This window comes from Bradyrhizobium commune, assembly GCF_015624505.1.
GTDB lineage: Bacteria > Pseudomonadota > Alphaproteobacteria > Rhizobiales > Xanthobacteraceae > Bradyrhizobium > Bradyrhizobium commune.
The window spans coordinates 2530079-2548726 of sequence record NZ_CP061379.1 but is presented as its reverse complement, the minus strand read 5'-3'; the positions used below and the strand labels follow the sequence as shown (position 1 = coordinate 2548726).

Genomic DNA, 18648 nt, shown 5'->3' with positions numbered 1-18648 from the left:
GACTGCACCAGAAAAAGAGAGGATGTCTCGGATGTCGAACACCATTGCCGAGCTCGAGGGGCTGCTGATGCAGCGCTCGCTCACCGACCCGCAGCTGCTGGCCGCAGCGGAAGCCGCGTCGAACTTCCGGATCCTGCCGGATGCGACCGTTATCAAGATCGGCGGACAGAGCATGATCGATCGCGGCCGCGCCGCGGTCTATCCACTGGTCGAGGAGATCCTCGCGGCAAGGAAGGCGCACAAGCTGCTGATCGGAACCGGTGCCGGTACGCGCGCGCGGCATCTCTACTCAATCGCGGCAGGCCTTCGCCTGCCCGCCGGCGTGCTGTCGCAGCTCGGCGCCTCTGTCGCCGACCAGAACGCCGCGATGCTGGGACAGTTGCTGGCCCAGCACGGCATCTCTGCTGTGAGCAGCGCCGGACTCGCATCCGTGCCGCTGTTCCTCGCCGAAGTGAACGCCGTGATCTTCAGCGGTATGCCGCCCTATAGCCTGTGGATGCGGCCTGCGGCCGAAGGCGTGATCCCGCCCTATCGCACCGATGCCGGATGCTTCCTCGTCGCCGAGCAGTTCGGCTGCAAGGCGATGATCTATGTGAAGGACGAGAACGGCCTCTACACCGCGAACCCGAAGACGTCGAAGAACGCCACCTTCATTCCAAAAATCTCGGTGGCAGAGATGAAGGCGAAGGGCCTCCAGGATTCGATCCTGGAATTCCCGGTGCTCGATCTCCTCACTGCGTCGCGCTATGTGCGCGAGGTGCACATCGTCAACGGCCTCGTCCCCGGCAATCTCACCCGCGCACTCGCGGGCGAGCATGTCGGCACCATCATCACCGCGAGCTGAGGAAAAAAGCCATGAATCAGATCAAGCATGTCGCCTCGCCGCTCGCGCGCCAGACCCTGCTCGACGGCGATCTCACCCGTCCCGTCGCCGGCAACCGCCCGATCAAGCTGTTGCCCTGGGTGCAGGTCATCAAGATCGGCGGCCGCATCATGGATCGCGGCCACGAAGCGATCGTCCCGCTCGTCGACGAGCTGCGCGCGCTCTTGCCTGAGCACCGCCTGCTCATCCTGACGGGCGCCGGCATTCGCGCGCGCCATCTCTACAGCGTCGGCCTCGACCTCGGACTTCCCGTCGGATCGCTGGCGCCGCTCGCGGCGAGCGAAGCCGGCCAGAACGGCCATATCCTCGCGAACCTGCTCGCACCGGACGGCGTCTCCTACATCGAGCATCCGACGATCGCGAGCCAGCTCGCGATCCACCTCACCGCCGCGCGCGCCGTCGTCGGCAGCGCCTTTCCGCCGTATCACCACCACGAATTTCCGACCACGCGCGTCCCGCTGCATCGCGCCGACACCGGCGCCTTCCTGCTCGCCGACGCGTTGGGCGCCGCGGGGCTGACGATCGTGGAGGATGTCGACGGCGTCTATACCGCCGATCCCAACGGCGCCGACGGCAAGAAAGCGGAGCTCTTGAAGGAGACCGGCTTTACCGAGCTTGCGAAGCTCAACGGCACGCTGCCGTTCGATCCGGCGCTGCTCGAGGTGATGGCGAACGCACGGCACATCGCGCGGGTGCAGGTCGTCAACGGCCTCGTTCCCGGCCGGATCACGGCCGCGCTGCGCGGCCAGCATGTCGGATCGATCATCCACACCGGCGCCAAGCCGATGTGACGCAAGAAAAAGCCCCGGAGCGCGCTCCGGGGCTTTTGATTCCGAAATCGTGGATCGGATTAGCGCAGCGCCGACAGCACGATGAGACCGAGGATCAGCGCCGTCAGCGAGTATTTCAGCGTGTAGTAGACGTTGCGATTCCACTCCTTGACCTTGCGGCTGCCGAGATGGATCTCGTAGAGCTTGCCGAACACCTTGTTGAGCACGCCGACATTCTCGCCGTCGACGTTCTGCGTCGCCGACGCCTTGACGATGTGATGGCTGACCCAGCGGTTGATCGCGGTCATGAAGCCGAACTTCATCGGGCGCTCGACATCGCAAAACAGGATGATGCGATTGATGTCGGTCGCATTCTCCGCGCTGTGGATGAAGGTCTCGTCGAACATGAAGGCCTCGCCGTCGCGCCAGACGCATTCGACACCGTCGACCAGGATGCGGCACTTGTTCGAGTTCGGCGTGACCAGGCCGAGATGATAGCGCAGCGAGCCGGCGAAGGGATCGCGGTGTGCGCCCAGCTTGCCGCCCGGCGGCAGCATCGCGAACATCGCGCCATGCACGGACGGAATCGAGTTCAACAGCTCCACCGTCTTCGGGCACAGCGTGCGCGCTGACGGCAGGAAGTCGTCGTACCATTTCAGGTAAAAGCGCTTCCAGCCGCTCTTGAAGAACGAGTAGAAGCCCCAGTCGTTGTTCTTCGCGGCGGCGCGGATGAAGCCTTCATCGAACAGGCGGACGGCCTCGTCGCGGATGGTCTCCCAGTTCTCGCTGAGCGGTTTCAGCTCGGGAAATTGTTCGACGGCGATGACCGGTTTGTTCGGCACTGCCGAGCCCGCATACATCAGCACGTTGTAGGGGGCGAGATAGGTCGAGTGATCGCCGAGCTGGCGCGCGAAGCGCAGCCGCTGCTTGCCCCGGAAGTGTACGTAAATCGTCGATGCCGCAAGCACATACAGAACGACAAGTTGCGGCGCAAAAAGCTGTTTCAGCATTTCCCCAATCCCAAGTGACCCAGCCGGGGACGTGATCTACTCCGAGCCGGCCCGAGCGGCAAGATGGAGGCAGCGCATCCTGAGGCTGTTCCGCATCTCGTGATCGGGATGCCTCCAGCCCCGCCGCACACAATTACAAGGCGCAGCTTGCCTCAAGTCAATCCCGGCGTTGCGGCTCGCTTTCGGCATGGGTATCCTGGTTCCACAGGTCCGGAGCTCGGAGTGCGTTGTGGGGATGTGGCGGTTGTTGGCGGGCTTTGCGATATCTCTATCTCGCGGCGACTGTGAATGAAAACCGCGTCGTCGCACTTTAAATCAGCGGAGAGGCACCGGTCGCCGCCTACAGCTTCAACCAGATCAATCTCGGCGAAAGCACTGAGAAGCTTCTGGCGCAGTTCGGCAACCCCTACCATGTCGGCCCAAACGGGCTCGAGAAAACCGAGCTCCGGATCTACGGACCGTGGCCATTTTCATTCGAGGTGCGGAATGACCGCGTCACCTCGATCCGGATCAGCGATCCGACCGTCAAGTAGCTTCAATTGTGTCCAGTCACGCCCGGGACAGCGCCTGGAGCCCTTTGAAGGTCAGGCGCTTGGGATCCCTCACGCCGGCGAGATAGAGCCGGCGGATGAAGGCGATGACGGCGTCGCGGTCACAATCGGTCAGCGCGACGACGGCGTCGACCGCGATCTTCTGGGCTTCCATTGGGCTCACCTCGGCCTTGCGAGTAACCCCGGCCGAGACAGGCTAGGACGTTCCGGTTAATCTCGCGTTAACCGTTCGGGCACCATGGCCGATTCAGGCCGTGGCCCGAATACGTAAAACAACGCATTGGCGGCGGCATGATCAGGAATACTGCATCACGCCGTCGTCGATCTTGCCAAAGCGCAGGGTGACGATGTCCAGCGCATAGTTCTGGTAGAGCCGCCACGGCTGCTTCGACCCCTGTTTCGGCATCTTCGCCACCGAGCGCCGCACATAGCCCGAGGTGAAATCGAGCGACGGCTGCGCGGTAATGGTCGGGTCGTCATTGTGCGGCATGCACTGGCGGAAATTGTGCCGGTCCATGTAGTTGATGAGCCGGCAGACGTATTCGCAGGTGAGATCGCATTTCAGCGTCCAGGACGCGTTGGTGTAGCCGAAGGCCGAGGCCATGTTCGGCACGTCGGCATACATCATGCCCTTGTAGGTCAGCGTGTTGGCGAAATCGACGGCGCGGCCGTCGACGCTGACCTCGAGGCCCCCGACGACCTGGAGAACCAGCCCGGTCGCCGTCACGATGATGTCGGCGGGAAGCTCGCTGCCGTCCTTCAGGCGAATGCCGTCGCGCGTAAAAGTGTCGATCTCGTTGGTGACGACGGCAGCGCGCTGCTCGCGGATCGCCTTGAACAAATCGCCGTCCGGCACCAGACACAGCCGCTGGTCCCAAGGATTGTAGCGCGGGGTGAAATGGGTGGCGATGTCGTAGTCCGGGCCGAGCGCGGCTCTCACGCCCGTCAGGATCAGGTTCTTCACCTTCGCCGGCTTGCGCCTGCTGAGCTGGAAGAAGAACATCCCCCACATCACGTTGCGCCAGCGGATCAGGTGATAGGCGAGCTGCGACGGCAAATTGCGGCGCAATTTGTTGGCGACGGGGTCCTGCGCCGGACGCGACACCACGTAGGTCGGCGAGCGCTGGAGCATGGTGACCTGAGCGGCCTTCTTGGCGAGCTCCGGCACCAGCGTCACCGCGGTCGCGCCCGAGCCGATCACGACGACGCGCTTGCCCGCATAATCGATGTCCTCGGTCCATTTCTGCGGATGAACGATGCGGCCGGCGAAATCCGCCGTGCCCAAAAACTCCGGCGTGTAGCCCGCCTCGTATTTGTAATAGCCCGGGCACATGAACAAGAAATTGCAGGTGAAGCGCACGAGCTCACTCGCACCTTCGCCCGCGATGCGTTCAGCCTCGATGGTCCAGCGTGCTTCACCCGTCGACCACGCTGCACGCTTGACGCGATGGCGGAAGCGGATGTGTTTCTCGATGCCGTTCTCGGCTGCCGTCTCGCGCACATAGTCCAGGATCTGCGGCCCATCGGCGATCGCCTTCGGGTCGGTCCACGGCTTGAACGAATAGCCGAGCGTGAACATGTCGCTGTCCGAACGGATGCCGGGATAGCGGAACAGGTCCCAGGTACCGCCGATGCAGTCGCGGCCCTCCAGAATGACGTAGCTTTTGGTCGGGCACTTGGTCTGAAGATGATAGCCCGCACCGATGCCTGACAGGCCGGCGCCGACGATGAGGACGTCGAAATGTTCTTTGGCTTCTGTCATGGCGTTTCTCCCTCGGCGCAGGATGGCAGCAGCGCGCCAAATTGCAACCGTCAAGGGGTGGCGGCGGCGACGACACAAGCGGTGTCGAAATATTCGTAGAACTCGACCGCCTTGCCGTCCTTGAAGCGCCAGAAGTCGACCTTCGGAGTCTCCGCGACCTTTCCGGTCCGCTTGTTGATCCAGGCACATGTACCGCGCGCAAACACGGCATCGCCCTGCGCAACGTACTCGTTGATCGTGTAGTACTGCATGGCCCAATCCGCCAGCAGACCGTCGAAATAGCCGCGAAGCTTGGTGCGGTCGTCGTACTGAGTGGCGAATGCCACCGGCTCGGCGCCGCGCGGTATGGATCCGAAGCTGATCTGCGGACCGATGACGCTGTCGAACCAGTGGTCGACGCTTTGACCCTTGCTGTCATTCCACAGGCGATAGGCTTCCGTCAGCAACCGAACGTTGGCTTCGCTGGACATGGCGTTCCCTCCCAATGCAATGAATGAAAAAAGCGGCCGCCTGCGGCAAAAGTGGCAGGCTTGTTGTGGCTCTACCTGTGAGCGTACCAGACGGCAGAACAACAAAAAAGCCCCGGATCGCTCCGGGGCTTTGCGTCGCAAGTGAGTACGGTCTCAGCAGCGGTAATGGTCCGACTTGTACGGACCTTCCCGCTTCACGCCTGATCCTTGCGCAGCTCGGTGAGCTTGACGCCGATCTTGGCGAGGTGACGCGGACGGCGCTCACGTACCCTGCGGAGACGCGATCAGGTCTCGCCGGCCATCCGGCGCAGTGCAGCGTATCCGTAGCTATCCGGCTCGCCAATCAGTCGTTCGAATAGCATTGGCTCGTTGTCCGGCTCGACTTCGTCGGCCCCAAGAATCACTGCCTTTCTGATAATGTCGATCGCCTGCACCAACGAAAACTCCGCGACGCCGTTGCGGCGCCCATCAGCGACATGAACCTCGAAATACTTCCGATCGGATGAGTTGAGTTCGGGCATTCGAAGGCCTATTTGTCCGCACGCGGCTTGGGCTGCGGCGAACGCTTTTTCTTGCGAAGCTGCAAACAGCTCACGAAATGCAATGCCGAGGCCAGCGAGAGAGAGCTTGCATTGCAACGAACTTAGAATTGTACCATCGGCCAACGATCGCCCGCACAGCCATACTCCAAGACCATGATCGCCTGCCGCGCCGGCTGTAGTCGCCCATTCGTAGAGTCCGGCACGGTCATTTTGCAGGCGCTTGCCATTCAATTTCAATACGGCCATCGCCTCCTTCGCTTGTCCGGTCCGACGGAGAACGGACGAATAAGTCGTGACGCGGTGGGCGTCGTTCGGATCAGCCTCGTGGAGGGCCTTTGCAATTGCCCGGGCTAGCGACCACCAGCGATCACCTTTTGCAACAAAGTGATCGCTCAAGCTCGTGCACCATTCTTGGATGGCTGGGTCGCGCGTATAGTTCATCTTAAAATCGCGAAGAGCCGCGCCCGCCAGCGCGGGAAACCATCGATCAATATTGTCCCCATCCTCACGCATCACCGCGCAAGCCGCCTCCGCAATGCGACGATGGCGCGTGAGGAGGTATGTATCCCCCGAGTCAAGCATGGCTTCGCGCCGCAATGGGAGCAGCGCCCTCTGCTCCAATTCGTCGATATTGCGACCAACCGCGAAGGCCAGCACCGAGCGAGACAGGTAGAGCTGGTTTTCGGCATGCATCGCCGCCACCATGGCGTAGATGTCGCGCAAGCTGTGGCTCTTAAATACGAGGCCTCGACCAAGGCCATTAACCAACGTCCGGACGTGGGCGCGCATGTCTTCACCTTGCCGGGTGACCAGCAGCGCACCCAACAGTTCTCCATCCTCTTGCCGCGTAGCATGGTCGCGTGCGTGGCCCAGCAACGCAGTAGCGGCATCCTCCTCGCTTCGGCCTTTCAGCCTTCCCATCGCTTCGTCGCCCCAAGCGAACCAGCCAGAGACGATCCGCATGGCGTCATCCCGATCAAGACCCGCCAAGGGCTCAGTGTGAAAGTCGGCCACGGGCTGCCACAAACGCGGAACAACGCGCTTGAGCTGCCAATCGACGTCGCGCGCGGCCAACAGCAGATGTACATCCGTACGCGCAGCAACTCTTTTTACCGCAGCAAGGATGCTGGCACTGATATTGTCGGCGTCGTCAATGACGACAACCCACGCATGCTCCGGTATCGTTGGCAATTTCAGGAGAAGATCTTCGGACAGTTTCGCGTTTGTCGCCTGGCGACGGAGACAGGTCCAATTCTGGTGAGTTTCTTCGACTAGCACTGCGGCGGCGTGGAGCACCGCCGTAGATTTGCCTTCACCGCCAGCCCCCGCTAGCAGCACGACCAAGGGTTTGCGTGCTCCCTCGTAAGCGGCACGAAACCGGTTCGCCAGTCGCTCGACCACCGCTCGTGGCTGGACGCGGCCAGTCGACGTCGACGCCAACACCAACCGCCAATGCGGCAAAAAGCCGTCGAAGAACTGAATCATCGCGGCCATCGGCGGCGGGCTCGCCCGATAGTTTGCCAACACGTCACGGTCGACAATCTCCCACCCCTGCGGCACAAGGTCGGCATTCGGCCTCGCGGCTTCGCCCGCGTGATCCGCTGCGGCCGGCATCGCCCGGCTCGGAACTCGAAGGATGAAGCCATCGCGGTCCCGTGCCCGGTCGGCCTCGTAACCGCTGTGGACGTCCCATTTGTACTCGCGCTTGTCCTCATCCCACAGCCTGGGCTCAATGATGACATGGCCGGTGGCGACGTCTGCTTCACCCCACATCAATCCGTTTCGCCAGCGCGCGTCGTCGTGCGCCTGGAAAGCCGAAGGTGCTTGGATCGTCAGGGCGTTGCGCAAGGCGTCGCCGATACGATCGCTTCCGCTGGCGTGCAAATGACCATGGAGATAGAGAACATTTGCCTGCTTCAGCCGCTCCTTGATACGCAGACCGTCGCTCGGCTCGCCCTCGACACCGAGCGATTCCAGCGGGTGATGCCCCAATACGAACGTCACCTCGGGTCGGCTCTTCAACGCCTCATCAATGGCCTTTTCGAGCATGTAGCGGCCGGGCGTCAACTTCCCCCAATCGTTGTTGTCCTGGCACAGCCAGGCCGTATTGACGCCGGCCACCGCGATCCTGACTCCGTTGATCTCCTTGCACCACCAGACTGCGCCAGCCTCCGATTCAAGCCAGTCCGAGCCCCAAGCGGAAACGCGACGATCGAATGCGGCATAGGCCGAAAAGCGCGGCAAGAGCACATCCTTCCTCTTCGCAGCCCCCCTGGCGTCGATGGATTGGAACGCCTTCGCCTCGTCTGCATCGCCAATCCATAATCGCGGCTTGCCGCCGCGTTCGCGAGCAACGTCATGATTTCCCGGGACCGTGAAGATAGGGCAACCGAGCGGAAGAGCGTTCCTCAAGGGAACGACGAACGATTCCTCCAGGCTGCGATATTCCTTCTCTGCACCACTGAACGACATGTCGCCCGTGAGGAAGACGACGTCCGGAGGCGCCTGACGCTCCACTTCCTTGACCACTTCGGCGTACATCCCCTTCCGGAAATGTCCTTCACGATCGCATTCGTGAATGTCCGATATGTGAAGCCAGCGAATGCCCACGTGTAAGCTCTCGTCTCAGGAATTCAGTTGATACACGCTATGCGTGAATATTGACTGCGGTCAATCCTCCACTGGGCTACCGCCGGCAACCCTAACAAAAAAGCCCCGGATCGCTCCGGGGCTTTCTGTCGTAAGCATAAGGCGGTCTCAGTAGCGGTAATGGTCCGACTTATACGGTCCTTCCTGCTTCACGCCGATATAGTCGGCCTGGTCCTTGCGCAGCTCGGTGAGTTTGACGCCGATCTTGGCGAGGTGTAGGCGCGCGACCTTCTCGTCGAGGGTCTTCGGCAGCACGTAGACTTCCTTCTTGTACTTGCCGTCCTTGTTGTTGGCGAACAGCTCGATCTGCGCCAGCGTCTGGTTGGTGAAGGAGGCCGACATCACGAAGGACGGGTGGCCCATCGCGTTGCCGAGGTTCACGAGGCGCCCCTCAGACAGCATGATGATGCGGTGCTTGTCCGGGAATTCGATCTCGTCGACCTGCGGCTTGATGTTGGTCCACTTCAGGTTACGCAGACCCGCGATCTGGATCTCGTTGTCGAAGTGGCCGATGTTGCAGACGATGGCGCGATCCTTCATCGCGCGCATGTGCTCGATGGTGATGATGTCCTTGTTGCCGGTCGCGGTGACGAAGATGTCGGCGCGGGGCGCGGCATCTTCCATGGTCACGACTTCGTAGCCTTCCATCGCCGCCTGCAGCGCGCAGATCGGATCGACTTCCGACACCATGACGCGGCAGCCGGCCTGGCGCAGCGAGGCGGCCGAGCCCTTGCCGACGTCGCCGAAGCCGGCGACCATCGCGACCTTGCCCGACATCATCACGTCGGTGCCGCGGCGGATGCCGTCGACCAGCGATTCACGGCAGCCATAGAGGTTGTCGAACTTCGACTTGGTGACGCTGTCGTTGACGTTGATGGCAGGCCACAGCAGCGTGCCGGCCTTCTGCATGTCATAGAGACGATGCACGCCCGTGGTGGTCTCTTCGGAAACGCCCTTGATGCTCTTGGCGATCTCGGCGAAGTAGCCCTTCGGCTTTTCCTTGAGCTGCTTCTTCAAGAGCGCGAAGAAGACTTCCTCTTCTTCGGAGCCGGGCTTGTCGAGGAAGGCGGTGTCGCCGTTTTCGGCGCGCAGACCAAGATGGACGTACATGGTGGCGTCGCCGCCGTCGTCGAGGATCATGTTCGGGTGACCGCCGCCGTGCCAGTCGAACAGCTTGGCGGTGTAGTCCCAATAGTCCTTCAGCGTCTCGCCCTTGACGGCGAAGACGGGGATGCCGGCAGCGGCGATTGCAGCGGCGGCGTGGTCCTGCGTCGAATAGATGTTGCAGGAGACCCAGCGAATGTCGGCGCCGAGCGCTGCCAGCGTCTCGATCAGCACGCCGGTCTGGATCGTCATGTGCAGCGAGCCGGCGATACGCGCGCCCTTCAGCGGCTGCTTCGGGCCGAACTCCTCGCGGGTGGCCATCAGGCCGGGCATCTCGGTCTCGGCCAGCGAGAGTTCCTTGCGGCCGAAATCGGCGAGCGAGATGTCCTTGACGATATAATCGGTGAAGCCGGGCTTCGCGTTCATGGGAGGTTCCTGTTTGTTTGACTCGTCATTCCAGGGCGCGCGTGACACGAGCGAACCTGGAATCTAGAGGTTCGAGATTCCGGGTTCGCCGCGGTCGCGGCGCCCCGGAATGACTCACAAAGTTAGAGCGCGCGCTTGAGCGGCTCGACCAGATCGGTCTTCTCCCAGGAGAAGCCGCCCTCATTGTCGGGCGTGCGGCCGAAATGTCCGTAGGCCGAGGTCCGCGCGTAGATCGGGCGGTTGAGATCGAGATGGCTGCGGATGCCGCGCGGGGTCAGGTCCATCGCCTTGGCCGCAGCCTTCTCGAGCTGGTCCTCCGACACCTTACCGGTGCCGTGGGTGTCGATGTAGATCGACAGCGGACGCGCCACGCCGATGGCGTAGGCGAGCTGAAGCGTGCAGCGGTCGGCGAGGCCGGCGGCGACGATGTTCTTGGCGACGTAGCGCGCAGCATAAGCAGCCGAACGGTCGACCTTGGTCGGATCCTTGCCGGAGAACGCGCCGCCACCATGCGGGGCCGCGCCACCATAGGTGTCGACGATGATCTTGCGGCCGGTCAGGCCGGAGTCGCCGTCGGGACCGCCGATGTAGAACTTGCCGGTCGGATTGATGTGCCAGATCGTCTTCGGCGTGATCCAGTCCTTCGGCAGCGCATCGCGCACATAGGGCTCGACGATGTCGCGGATCTGCTTGGACGAGATGTCCTCGACCAGATGCTGGTGCGACACCACGATCTCGCGCACGCCGACCGGCTTGCCGTTCTCGTACTGCACGGTGACCTGGCTCTTGGAGTCCGGACCGAGCACCTTCTCCTTGCCGGAGTGACGGGCTTCCGAGATCAGGCGCAGGATCTTGTGGGCGTAGAAGATCGGCGCCGGCATCAGGTCGGGCGTCTCGTTGGTGGCGTAGCCGAACATGATGCCCTGGTCGCCCGCGCCTTCTTCCTTGACCTCACCCGGCTGGAGAGCGTCAACGCCCTGGGCGATGTCGGCCGACTGCGGATGCAGCAGGATCTCGATGTCGCAGGTCTTCCAGTGGAAGCCGTCCTGCTCGTAGCCGATGTCCTTGATCGCGTTGCGGACCACACCCTCGATCTGCTCGTTGGTGACGGACGCAGGGCCGCGGGTTTCGCCTGCGATCACCACCTTGTTGGTGGTCGCGAGCGTCTCGCAGGCGGCGCGGATAGCCCACGGATCGATGCCGGCTTTCGGCCCCTCGCGGTAGAACAGATCGACGATTTCATCGGAGATCCGGTCGCAGACCTTGTCGGGATGCCCTTCGGACACGGACTCGCTGGTGAAAAGATATGACGCGCGCATCAGTAACCCCTTGTCCCGCCACTGGTTGGCGGTCGTTTGCGATGTTTACCCTTGGATTATGTCAATCACGCCGTCGCGAGATGACGTAGGACTCGTCGAGAAACCAGAGCCCGTTGTACTTCCGCAGCACGTCCCGGGCGGCATCCAGAGTGCGGCCGTTTTGAGTCATTTCTGTCAATCGGTCGTCCTCGATCTGCGCCACATATACCGCCGCATTCCACGCTGCAAAGGCCGTCGAGGTTCCGATGGTACCCGTTACCTCGTTGGGCAGCGCTTCCATATCATACCTGAAGATCGAGCGGTTGTCCGCATATGCATTAAAATTTAAGTCGCGGCCCAACGATCCGAGTTCATACTTAACGGCGCGCAATAGCTCATGGCGGCTCACGGCGAAAGGATTTTCTCCAGGCCAGATCGCCTGGATCATCTCCATGCCGGGATCGTGACCATGGGAGTGGATTCCGATCAGCCGTCCCCCGGGCCGAAGCGCCCGTGCCAGCGGTGCAATGATCCGTTTTGCCCTGAAATTGACCGAGGACAGGGCACGATAGGGCTGGGATGCGATGACGAGATCGAAATTGGCCTCGGTCTGGCCCGGCCGCGGAATGGTCGAATCCAGCAGGAACCTGTGGTCTTCGCGATAGAGCACGAGCACCACAGGCCGTTCGTAGAGCGGCATGGCCGTGCGCGGGCTGATCGCGGCGCGCCAGTTTTGCTCAAGGAACGGCCTCAATTCTGCGATCTGCGCCTCGAATTCGCCCGACGATGCGCCCCGCAGGGGGACTTCATGCCAGAGGGTAGCCGCCGCAGCGGCGGGCGACGCCGGCGTGAGCCAGGGCGCCTCCGAATAGAACATGTTGGTGAAGACGAAAACCGACGCCGGATGCTCGAAAATGCGGTCCGGCACCTTCTCAAGCGTCAGACGCAGGTCCTCCAGACTGAGCTCCTTGCCAGCGACATAGAACGGCATGTGCGGAAAGCGCTGATGCGTTGCGCGCAGCACCCGCGCCAGCACGGTCCCGTCGCCGACGCCCGCGTCGAAGATGCGCAAGGCCGGCGGCCGCGGATGGATGCTGGCAAGTTCCAGCGCGACGCGCTCGGCAACCACCCGCTTCTCGCTGCAGGTATGGACGAACAGCAGATATTTTTGCCGGTTCTCGAAGAAGCGGAAATTGCCGCGCGGATCACGCTTTTCCGGCGGCACCTGAAGGCCCCGGGGCGGCGGCAGGCCGCCGGTTGTCGAGGCGGCAATATAGGCCTGGATCCGTTCCAGCGTGTCGATGGTGATGCGCTTTCCCTCGCGCAGCCGGTGCACCAGCTTCCCATCGTTCACCGCGCGCCGGCCAAAGGTCGATTCCGCCATGTCCGCCTTGCGGCAGAACTCGGTGATCTGGCTCAGGATTTCGTCGTTTTTCATCGGTGGGAAAGCGGTGGGCAGACGGATTGGGGCCTGTCTCTTAGCAAATTCTGCCCACTCAGGGAATAGGGATCAAAATCCCAGGCGGTGCGGGACTTGGGCGACCGCGCGGTGAACCCCGGCGCACGGCCGGGCAACAAACAGGCTCCTCCTTTTGCGGGACCCATCGCCATGCGCCGCCTGATCGTCGCGCTCTCACTTCTCGCTGCAACCCTGTGGTCCGCGCCCGCCTCCGCGCAGGCGCGCAGCCAGCTCGGGCCGCTCTGCACCACCGACACCACGCCGGCGGACCAGATGGTCGACGCCTGCACCAAGATCATCGCCCTGAAGGTGTTCAAGGGCGAGCAGCTCGCGACCGTCTATTTCTGGCGCGCCGTGGGCTGGAACAAGAAGGGCGACTACGCCAAGGTCATCGCTGATACGACCGAAGCGATCCGGCTCCAGCCGAGCCAGGCGGTCTACAATCTCAGGGGATCGGCCTATTACGACAAGGGCGACTACGACATCGCGATCGCCGATTTCGACGACGCGCTCAAGCTCGGCCCACCCAGCGGCATCATCTTCCACAACCGCGGCAATGCCTGGCGCGGCAAGGGCGACTACACCAAGGCGATCGCCGATTACGACATGTCGATCAAGGCCGATCCGAGATCGGCGTTCTCGTTCCAGAACCGCGGCATCGCGAAGGAGGCGCTCGGCGACCTCGATGGCGCACTGGCCGACATCAACCAGGCGATCCGGCTCGATCCGACGCTGCCACAGCCGTTGATCAATCGCACCGCGATCTGGCGCGCGAAGGGCGATCTCGACCGCGCCATTGCCGACGGCAGCGAGGCGATCCGGCTCGCCAAGGAGAAGCCGCCGGTCAACATCATGACGCCGCCGAACAGCGTGCTGATCTCCGGCTACACCCATCGCGCGCTGGCCTATGAGGCCAAGGGCGACTACGGCCGCGCGCGCGATGACTACAAGGCGACGCTTGCGATCGTCGCATCAGATGCCGGCAGCAAGGCCAACCAGGCCACCGCAAAAGTGCGCCTGTCGCTGGTGACGGATGCAACCGCGCCGATCCCGCGCGATGCGCCGTCGCCGACGACGCAGCCGACAGCACCCGCTGCCCCGCAGCAGACCGGGGGCGCGCCCTCGCCTGCCCCGGCCGTCCGCGGCACACGGATGGCACTGGTCATCGGCAACGGCGGCTATGCGCGTGTGAAGGCGCTGCCCAATCCGCCCAATGATGCGCACGCGGTTGCAAGGAGCCTGCGCGACATCGGCTTCACCGTGTCGGAGGGCGTCGATCTCGACCGCGCAGCGATGCAGAAGATGACGCGCGACTTCCTGCGCGAGGCAGCGCGGGCGCAGGTCGCCTTGGTCTATTATGCCGGCCACGGCGTGCAGGTCGACGGCCGCAACTATCTCATTCCCGTCGATGTCGAGCTCAAGCCGGGCACTGGCATAACCGAGGCGATGATCGACATGGACACGATCATGGCCGGCCTCGACGACCAGGTCCGCACCAACATTTTGATCTTCGATGCCTGCCGCAACAATCCGATGGCACAGCGGGTCGCAGCCGCCGGCACCGATCGCGGCATCGAGGGCGCCTCAGGCCTCGCCACGCCATCGAGCCTCGGCGCCGGCGCGACATTAGGGGCCGGCACGCTGATCGCGTTCGCGACTGCGCCCGGCCAGGTCGCGCTCGACGGCGAAGGCGCCAATTCGCCATTCTCCGCCGCGCTCTCCCGCCATATCGGCACGCCGGGGCTGGAGGTGCAGCAGATGCTGACGCGGGTGCGTGCAGAAGTGGTCTCGACCACGAAGAACAAGCAGGTGCCGCGGTCGAACTCGTCGCTGCTGGGCGAGGTTTATCTGGCGGAGAAGTGAGGGGGACGCTTGCGTTGGCTGCGGTGCGGCGAAAGCCGCCCGTCAAACTCCGCGTCGTCCCGGCGAAGGCCGGGACCCATACGCCGCAGCAATAGTTTGCGAAGACTCGGAGTTACCAGCTTCGCGCGCACAATGACTTCCTCGGAGTATGGGTCCCGGCCTTCGCCGGGACGACTCCGAAATTGTAGTGCTGGTTACCCGTCACTCACGTGACGGACTGCGCGGCGCTCAGTTGCCCCACACTTCCTTCGCGATCTCGACGGCGAGGCTCAGCTTGGCCCACTGCTCTTCTTCGGAGAGGATGTTGCCCTCTTCGGTCGAGGCGAAGCCGCATTGTGGAGACAGCGCGAGCTGCTCGAGCGGCGCGAACTTGGCCGCTTCCTCGAGGCGGCGCTTGATGTCGTCCTTCTTCTCGAGCTCGCCGAACTTCGAGGTGATGACGCCGACCACGACGACCTTGTTGCCCTTGGGCAGGAAGCGCAGCGGCTCGAAGCCGCCGGCGCGGTCACTATCGTATTCCAGGAAGTAGCCATCGTAATTGGTGCCGGCGAGCATGGTCTCCGCCACCGGCTCGTAACCGCCCGAGGAAATCCAGGTGGAGCGGAAATTGCCGCGGCAGACATGCGTCGTCACCACCATGTCGGCGGGCTTCTCGGCCAGCGCGTAGTTGATGATGCGTGCATAGATCTGTTGGAGACCATCCGGAGTGTCGCCACGCTCGCGCGCCTTCTGCAACTCATCCGGCGAGCAGAGATAGGCCCAGACGGTGTCGTCGAACTGGAGGTAGCGGCAGCCGGCGTCGTAGAAAGCCTTCACGGCCTTGCGATAGGTCTTGCCGAGATCCTCATAGAAGGCGTCGAGATCGGGATAGACGTCCTTGGAGATCGCCTTGCGGCCGCCGCGGAAGTGCAGCACCGCTGGCGAGGGAATCGTCATCTTGGCGGTGACGTGGGCCTGGTCGGTGTACTTCTTCAGGAAGCGGAAGTGGTCCAGCATCGGGTGGTTATCGGGGAAGTCGAGCTTGTCGATCACGCGCACCGCGTCGTGCCGGGTCTGCACGCCCGTGAACTGGATGCCGGCGTCGGGGTGAAACAGCTCGCACCCGGTCAGCTTGGCCAGGAAGTCGAAATGCCACCAGGAGCGGCGGAATTCACCGTCGGTCGCGAGCTTCAGTCCGACCGAGGCCTGCTTGTGCACGACCTTCTCGATCTCCATGTCCTCGATCTTGCGCAGATCGTCGGCCGCGATCTCGCCCTTCTCGAGCTTGGCGCGGGCTTCCTTGATCTTGGCTGGGCGCAGGAGGCTGCCGACCTCGTCGGCGCGGAAGGGGGCTTTGGTTCGCTGCATTTTCTAACTCCCGGAAATCCTAGTGGGCCGCCGCCCCTGCGACGCCGAGGTGGCGCTCCAGGACCGACGGGTCGGCCTTCAGCGCGGCGCTCGGGGCGTCGTGGACGATCGTTCCGCGCTCCAATATCACAACGCGGTCGGCGAGCCCCAGAATCTTTTGGGCATTCTGCTCGACGATGATCGAGCAGATCCCCCCTGCCCGGGTGATGGTCCCGATCGCCTTGAGCAGCTCCTCGACGATGATGGGGGCGAGGCCCTCGGTCGGCTCGTCCAGCAGCAGCACCTTTGGGTTCAGCGTCAGCGCCCGGCCGATGGCCAGCATCTGCTGCTCGCCGCCGGAGAGCTGGTTGCCAAAATTGCTCCGCCGCTCCTTCAGCCGCGGAAACATCTCGTAGACCTTCTCGACCGTCCAGGGGCCGGGCTGCGCTACCGCGGTCATGTTCTCCTCCACCGTGAGCGAACGGAAGATGTTGCGCTCCTGCGGCACCCAGCCGATACCGGCGCGGGCCCTCTGGTCGGGCCGCAAGGTGGTGACATCCGTGCCGGCGAGCGTAACACTGCCGGAAAAGCGGCGGGTGACGCCGACGATGGAATTGATCAGCGTGGTCTTTCCGGTGCCGTTGCGTCCGAGCAGCGCCAGCACCTGGCCTTCGGCCAGGTTCAGCGTCATCTTCGGCAGCACCACCGCCTCGCCATAACCGGCGCGCAGGGCGTCGATCGAAAGCAGGTCAGACATTGACCGCCTCCTCGCCGAGATAGACGGCCTTCACTTGTGGATCGCGCGCGACTTGCTCCGGTGGCCCTTCAGTGAGCAGTGCGCCCGAGACCAGCACGGAGATGCGGTCGGCGAAGGAGAACACGAGGTCCATGTCGTGCTCGATCAGCAGCACCGTGACGTCGCGCGGCAGGCTACCTACGACGGCGAGAATGTCGTGACGCTCGCTCTCGGGCACGCCGGCGGCGGGCTCGTCGAGCAGCAGGACGCGAGGCTTGGCCGCGATCGCGACCGCGATCTCGAGCAGGCGCTGCTTGCCGTAAGGCAGCGTCACGGTCTGCTCGTTCATGACGTCGAGCAGATGGAAGCGCGTCAGGAGATCGGCGATCTCGTCATTGACGTCGTCGCGCGTTCCCATCCGCCGCCACCAGTCGCCGCCATGGCCGAGACGCTCGGAGACGGCGAGGCCAATGGTCTCGAGTGGGGTCAGGTCCGGGTAGAGCTGGTTGATCTGAAAAGTGCGGGAGAGACCACGCAGCACGCGCTTGTGCACGGGCAGATCGGTGATGTCCTGGCCTTCGAGCAGGATGCGCCCCGAATTCGGCTTGAGCACGCCGGTGAGCTGGTTGATCACAGTGGTCTTGCCGGCACCGTTCGGACCGATCAGCGCGTGCCGGGCGCCCTGCTCGATCTTCAGCGAGAGATCGCGGGTGACGCGCAGGCCGCCAAAGGTCTTTTCGAGATTCTGGGTTTCGAGCGCGATGGTCATGCGTCGCTCTCCGGCACGGTGACAACCGCCTTCCGTCCCGCGATTTGCTTGATCAGGAGGTTGGGCAGGAACAGCACCCCGTAATGCAGGCGCTGGCGGCCGACCAGCACGATCACGACCAGCACGAGGCCGATCCAGAACTGCCAATATTGCGGGGTGATGGTGGAGAACACTTCCTGGAGCATGCGGAAGATCACCGCGCCGATCAGCCCGCCATAGAGATAGCCGGTGCCGCCGATCACGAGCACCAACATCAGATCGGCGGAGCGATCGAAGGCGAACACGTCGAGCGAGGCGATCGCGGTGGTTTGGGTGAACAGCGCGCCTGCGATGCCGGCATAGAACGCAGCGAGCGTGTAGATTGCGATCAGGCGGCGGTTGACTGGGATGCCGATGGCGGCCGCGCGCAGCGGATTGTTCTTGATCGCGCGGAGCGACAGGCCGAACGGCGAATGCACGACGCGACGGGCAAACAGGAACAGCACGAACAGCACCGCCAGCGAGTAGAAGAAGCTTGCCTTGCCGAACATGTCGAACGGTATCTCGCCGAAGATCGGCTGCATCTCGATGCCCTGCAGGCCGTCGGTGCCGCCGGTGATGTTGGAGAAGCGCTCGGCGAGCGCCTCCAGCAGGAGCGCGATGCCGAGCGTCACCATCAGGCGCGTGAGATCGACGCCGCGGATCACCAGGAAGCTCGTGGCAAAACCGAGCACCATCGCGGCGAGGCCTGCGACGATCAGCGCGAGCACGGGCTCGTTGATGATGCCGTGCAGCGCAAGCAGTCCCGCGGCATAGGCGCCGACGCCGAAAAAGGCGGCGTGCCCGAGCGAAACGATGCCGGCATAGCCGAGGATGAGATCGAGCGACATCGCAAACAGCGCCAGCCGCAGGATGTCGGTCATGATCAGATAGCGCGTGGGAAACAGAAAGCCGCAGGCCAGCACGATCAGCCAGAAGGCAGCCTCGCCGTAATGCCAGCGCGCCTGGCGCTGGGCGTGAAAACCGACGTCGGAAGAAGCGTTCATCGGCG

At 63.2% G+C, this 18648-nt stretch carries 15 protein-coding genes; 3 read left to right on the top strand and 12 right to left on the bottom strand.

Annotation, left to right across the window (positions count from 1 at the left end; all coding sequences use genetic code 11):
• The first annotated feature begins 31 nt into the window (after positions 1–31).
• The gene (locus IC761_RS11950) at positions 32–844 is read left to right on the top strand and encodes an amino acid kinase family protein (protein WP_195803438.1); all 813 of its coding nucleotides are present in this window, start codon (positions 32–34) and stop codon (positions 842–844) included.
• An 11-nt stretch (positions 845–855) separates the two neighbouring features.
• Positions 856–1674 (top strand): amino acid kinase family protein, encoded by an 819-nt coding sequence (locus IC761_RS11945; RefSeq protein WP_195803437.1) that lies wholly within the window; start codon positions 856–858, stop codon positions 1672–1674.
• A 59-nt stretch (positions 1675–1733) separates the two neighbouring features.
• Here IC761_RS11945 and IC761_RS11940 read toward each other — a convergent pair whose 3' ends face one another.
• The 8 genes from IC761_RS11940 to IC761_RS11905 all read right to left on the bottom strand — a co-directional run bounded on the left by IC761_RS11940 (position 1734) and on the right by IC761_RS11905 (position 12903).
• The gene (locus IC761_RS11940) at positions 1734–2663 is read right to left on the bottom strand and encodes an aspartyl/asparaginyl beta-hydroxylase domain-containing protein (protein WP_195803436.1); all 930 of its coding nucleotides are present in this window, start codon (positions 2661–2663) and stop codon (positions 1734–1736) included.
• A 549-nt stretch (positions 2664–3212) separates the two neighbouring features.
• Entirely contained in the window at positions 3213–3368 is a 156-nt protein-coding gene (locus IC761_RS11935) for a hypothetical protein (RefSeq protein WP_195803435.1), read from the bottom strand.
• Between the two features lie 141 nt (positions 3369–3509).
• On the bottom strand, positions 3510–4976 hold the full coding sequence (locus IC761_RS11930; protein ID WP_195803434.1) for a flavin-containing monooxygenase: 1467 nt from the start codon (positions 4974–4976) through the stop codon (positions 3510–3512).
• Positions 4977–5026: 50 nt separating this feature from the next.
• The gene (locus IC761_RS11925; RefSeq protein ID WP_195803433.1) at positions 5027–5446 is read right to left on the bottom strand and encodes a nuclear transport factor 2 family protein; all 420 of its coding nucleotides are present in this window, start codon (positions 5444–5446) and stop codon (positions 5027–5029) included.
• A 284-nt stretch (positions 5447–5730) separates the two neighbouring features.
• Positions 5731–8598, bottom strand: coding sequence for a P-loop NTPase (locus tag IC761_RS11920; protein WP_195803432.1), 2868 nt, complete (start codon positions 8596–8598; stop codon positions 5731–5733).
• A gap of 147 nt (positions 8599–8745) precedes the next feature.
• On the bottom strand, positions 8746–10167 hold the full coding sequence (ahcY, locus tag IC761_RS11915) for an adenosylhomocysteinase (protein ID WP_195803431.1): 1422 nt from the start codon (positions 10165–10167) through the stop codon (positions 8746–8748).
• Between the two features lie 122 nt (positions 10168–10289).
• Positions 10290–11486, bottom strand: a complete 1197-nt coding sequence (metK, locus tag IC761_RS11910; RefSeq protein ID WP_195803430.1) for a methionine adenosyltransferase — start codon at positions 11484–11486, stop codon at positions 10290–10292.
• Between the two features lie 61 nt (positions 11487–11547).
• Positions 11548–12903, bottom strand: coding sequence for a hypothetical protein (locus IC761_RS11905; protein WP_195803429.1), 1356 nt, complete (start codon positions 12901–12903; stop codon positions 11548–11550).
• A 171-nt stretch (positions 12904–13074) separates the two neighbouring features.
• Between IC761_RS11905 and IC761_RS11900 the strand changes: the two genes are divergently transcribed.
• Positions 13075–14787 (top strand): caspase family protein, encoded by a 1713-nt coding sequence (locus tag IC761_RS11900; protein ID WP_195803428.1) that lies wholly within the window; start codon positions 13075–13077, stop codon positions 14785–14787.
• 228 nt (positions 14788–15015) lie between these two features.
• Here the strand turns inward: IC761_RS11900 and IC761_RS11895 are convergent, their stop codons facing one another.
• The 4 genes from IC761_RS11895 to IC761_RS11880 are packed head-to-tail and all read right to left on the bottom strand — an operon-like array spanning position 15016 to position 18643.
• Complete coding sequence (locus tag IC761_RS11895) at positions 15016–16134, bottom strand: cobalamin-independent methionine synthase II family protein (protein ID WP_195803427.1); 1119 nt, start codon at positions 16132–16134, stop codon at positions 15016–15018.
• A gap of 19 nt (positions 16135–16153) precedes the next feature.
• Positions 16154–16870 (bottom strand): ABC transporter ATP-binding protein, encoded by a 717-nt coding sequence (locus IC761_RS11890; RefSeq protein ID WP_195803426.1) that lies wholly within the window; start codon positions 16868–16870, stop codon positions 16154–16156.
• Positions 16863–17618 carry an ABC transporter ATP-binding protein gene (locus IC761_RS11885; protein WP_195803425.1) on the bottom strand — a complete coding sequence of 252 codons (756 nt, stop codon included), beginning with the start codon at positions 17616–17618 and terminating at the stop codon, positions 16863–16865. Before IC761_RS11885 ends, IC761_RS11890 begins: the two co-directional genes overlap by 8 nt.
• Entirely contained in the window at positions 17615–18643 is a 1029-nt protein-coding gene (locus tag IC761_RS11880) for a branched-chain amino acid ABC transporter permease (RefSeq protein WP_195803424.1), read from the bottom strand. The genes IC761_RS11885 and IC761_RS11880 overlap by 4 nt, the downstream gene beginning before the upstream one ends.
• Positions 18644–18648: the final 5 nt, after the last annotated feature.

Bases quoted from the DNA above. Each gene is read 5' to 3' on its own strand.
- IC761_RS11950 (WP_195803438.1), top strand. From the start codon at position 32: ATGTCGAACACCATTGCCGAGCTCGAGGGGCTGCTGATGCAGCGCTCG.
- IC761_RS11945 (WP_195803437.1), top strand. From the start codon at position 856: ATGAATCAGATCAAGCATGTCGCCTCGCCGCTCGCGCGCCAGACCCTG.
- IC761_RS11940 (WP_195803436.1), bottom strand. From the start codon at position 2,663: ATGCTGAAACAGCTTTTTGCGCCGCAACTTGTCGTTCTGTATGTGCTT.
- IC761_RS11935 (WP_195803435.1), bottom strand. From the start codon at position 3,368: ATGGAAGCCCAGAAGATCGCGGTCGACGCCGTCGTCGCGCTGACCGAT.
- IC761_RS11930 (WP_195803434.1), bottom strand. From the start codon at position 4,976: ATGACAGAAGCCAAAGAACATTTCGACGTCCTCATCGTCGGCGCCGGC.
- IC761_RS11925 (WP_195803433.1), bottom strand. From the start codon at position 5,446: ATGTCCAGCGAAGCCAACGTTCGGTTGCTGACGGAAGCCTATCGCCTG.
- ahcY (WP_195803431.1), bottom strand. From the start codon at position 10,167: ATGAACGCGAAGCCCGGCTTCACCGATTATATCGTCAAGGACATCTCG.
- metK (WP_195803430.1), bottom strand. From the start codon at position 11,486: ATGCGCGCGTCATATCTTTTCACCAGCGAGTCCGTGTCCGAAGGGCAT.
- IC761_RS11905 (WP_195803429.1), bottom strand. From the start codon at position 12,903: ATGAAAAACGACGAAATCCTGAGCCAGATCACCGAGTTCTGCCGCAAG.
- IC761_RS11900 (WP_195803428.1), top strand. From the start codon at position 13,075: ATGCGCCGCCTGATCGTCGCGCTCTCACTTCTCGCTGCAACCCTGTGG.
- IC761_RS11895 (WP_195803427.1), bottom strand. From the start codon at position 16,134: ATGCAGCGAACCAAAGCCCCCTTCCGCGCCGACGAGGTCGGCAGCCTC.
- IC761_RS11890 (WP_195803426.1), bottom strand. From the start codon at position 16,870: ATGTCTGACCTGCTTTCGATCGACGCCCTGCGCGCCGGTTATGGCGAG.
- IC761_RS11885 (WP_195803425.1), bottom strand. From the start codon at position 17,618: ATGACCATCGCGCTCGAAACCCAGAATCTCGAAAAGACCTTTGGCGGC.
- IC761_RS11880 (WP_195803424.1), bottom strand. From the start codon at position 18,643: ATGAACGCTTCTTCCGACGTCGGTTTTCACGCCCAGCGCCAGGCGCGC.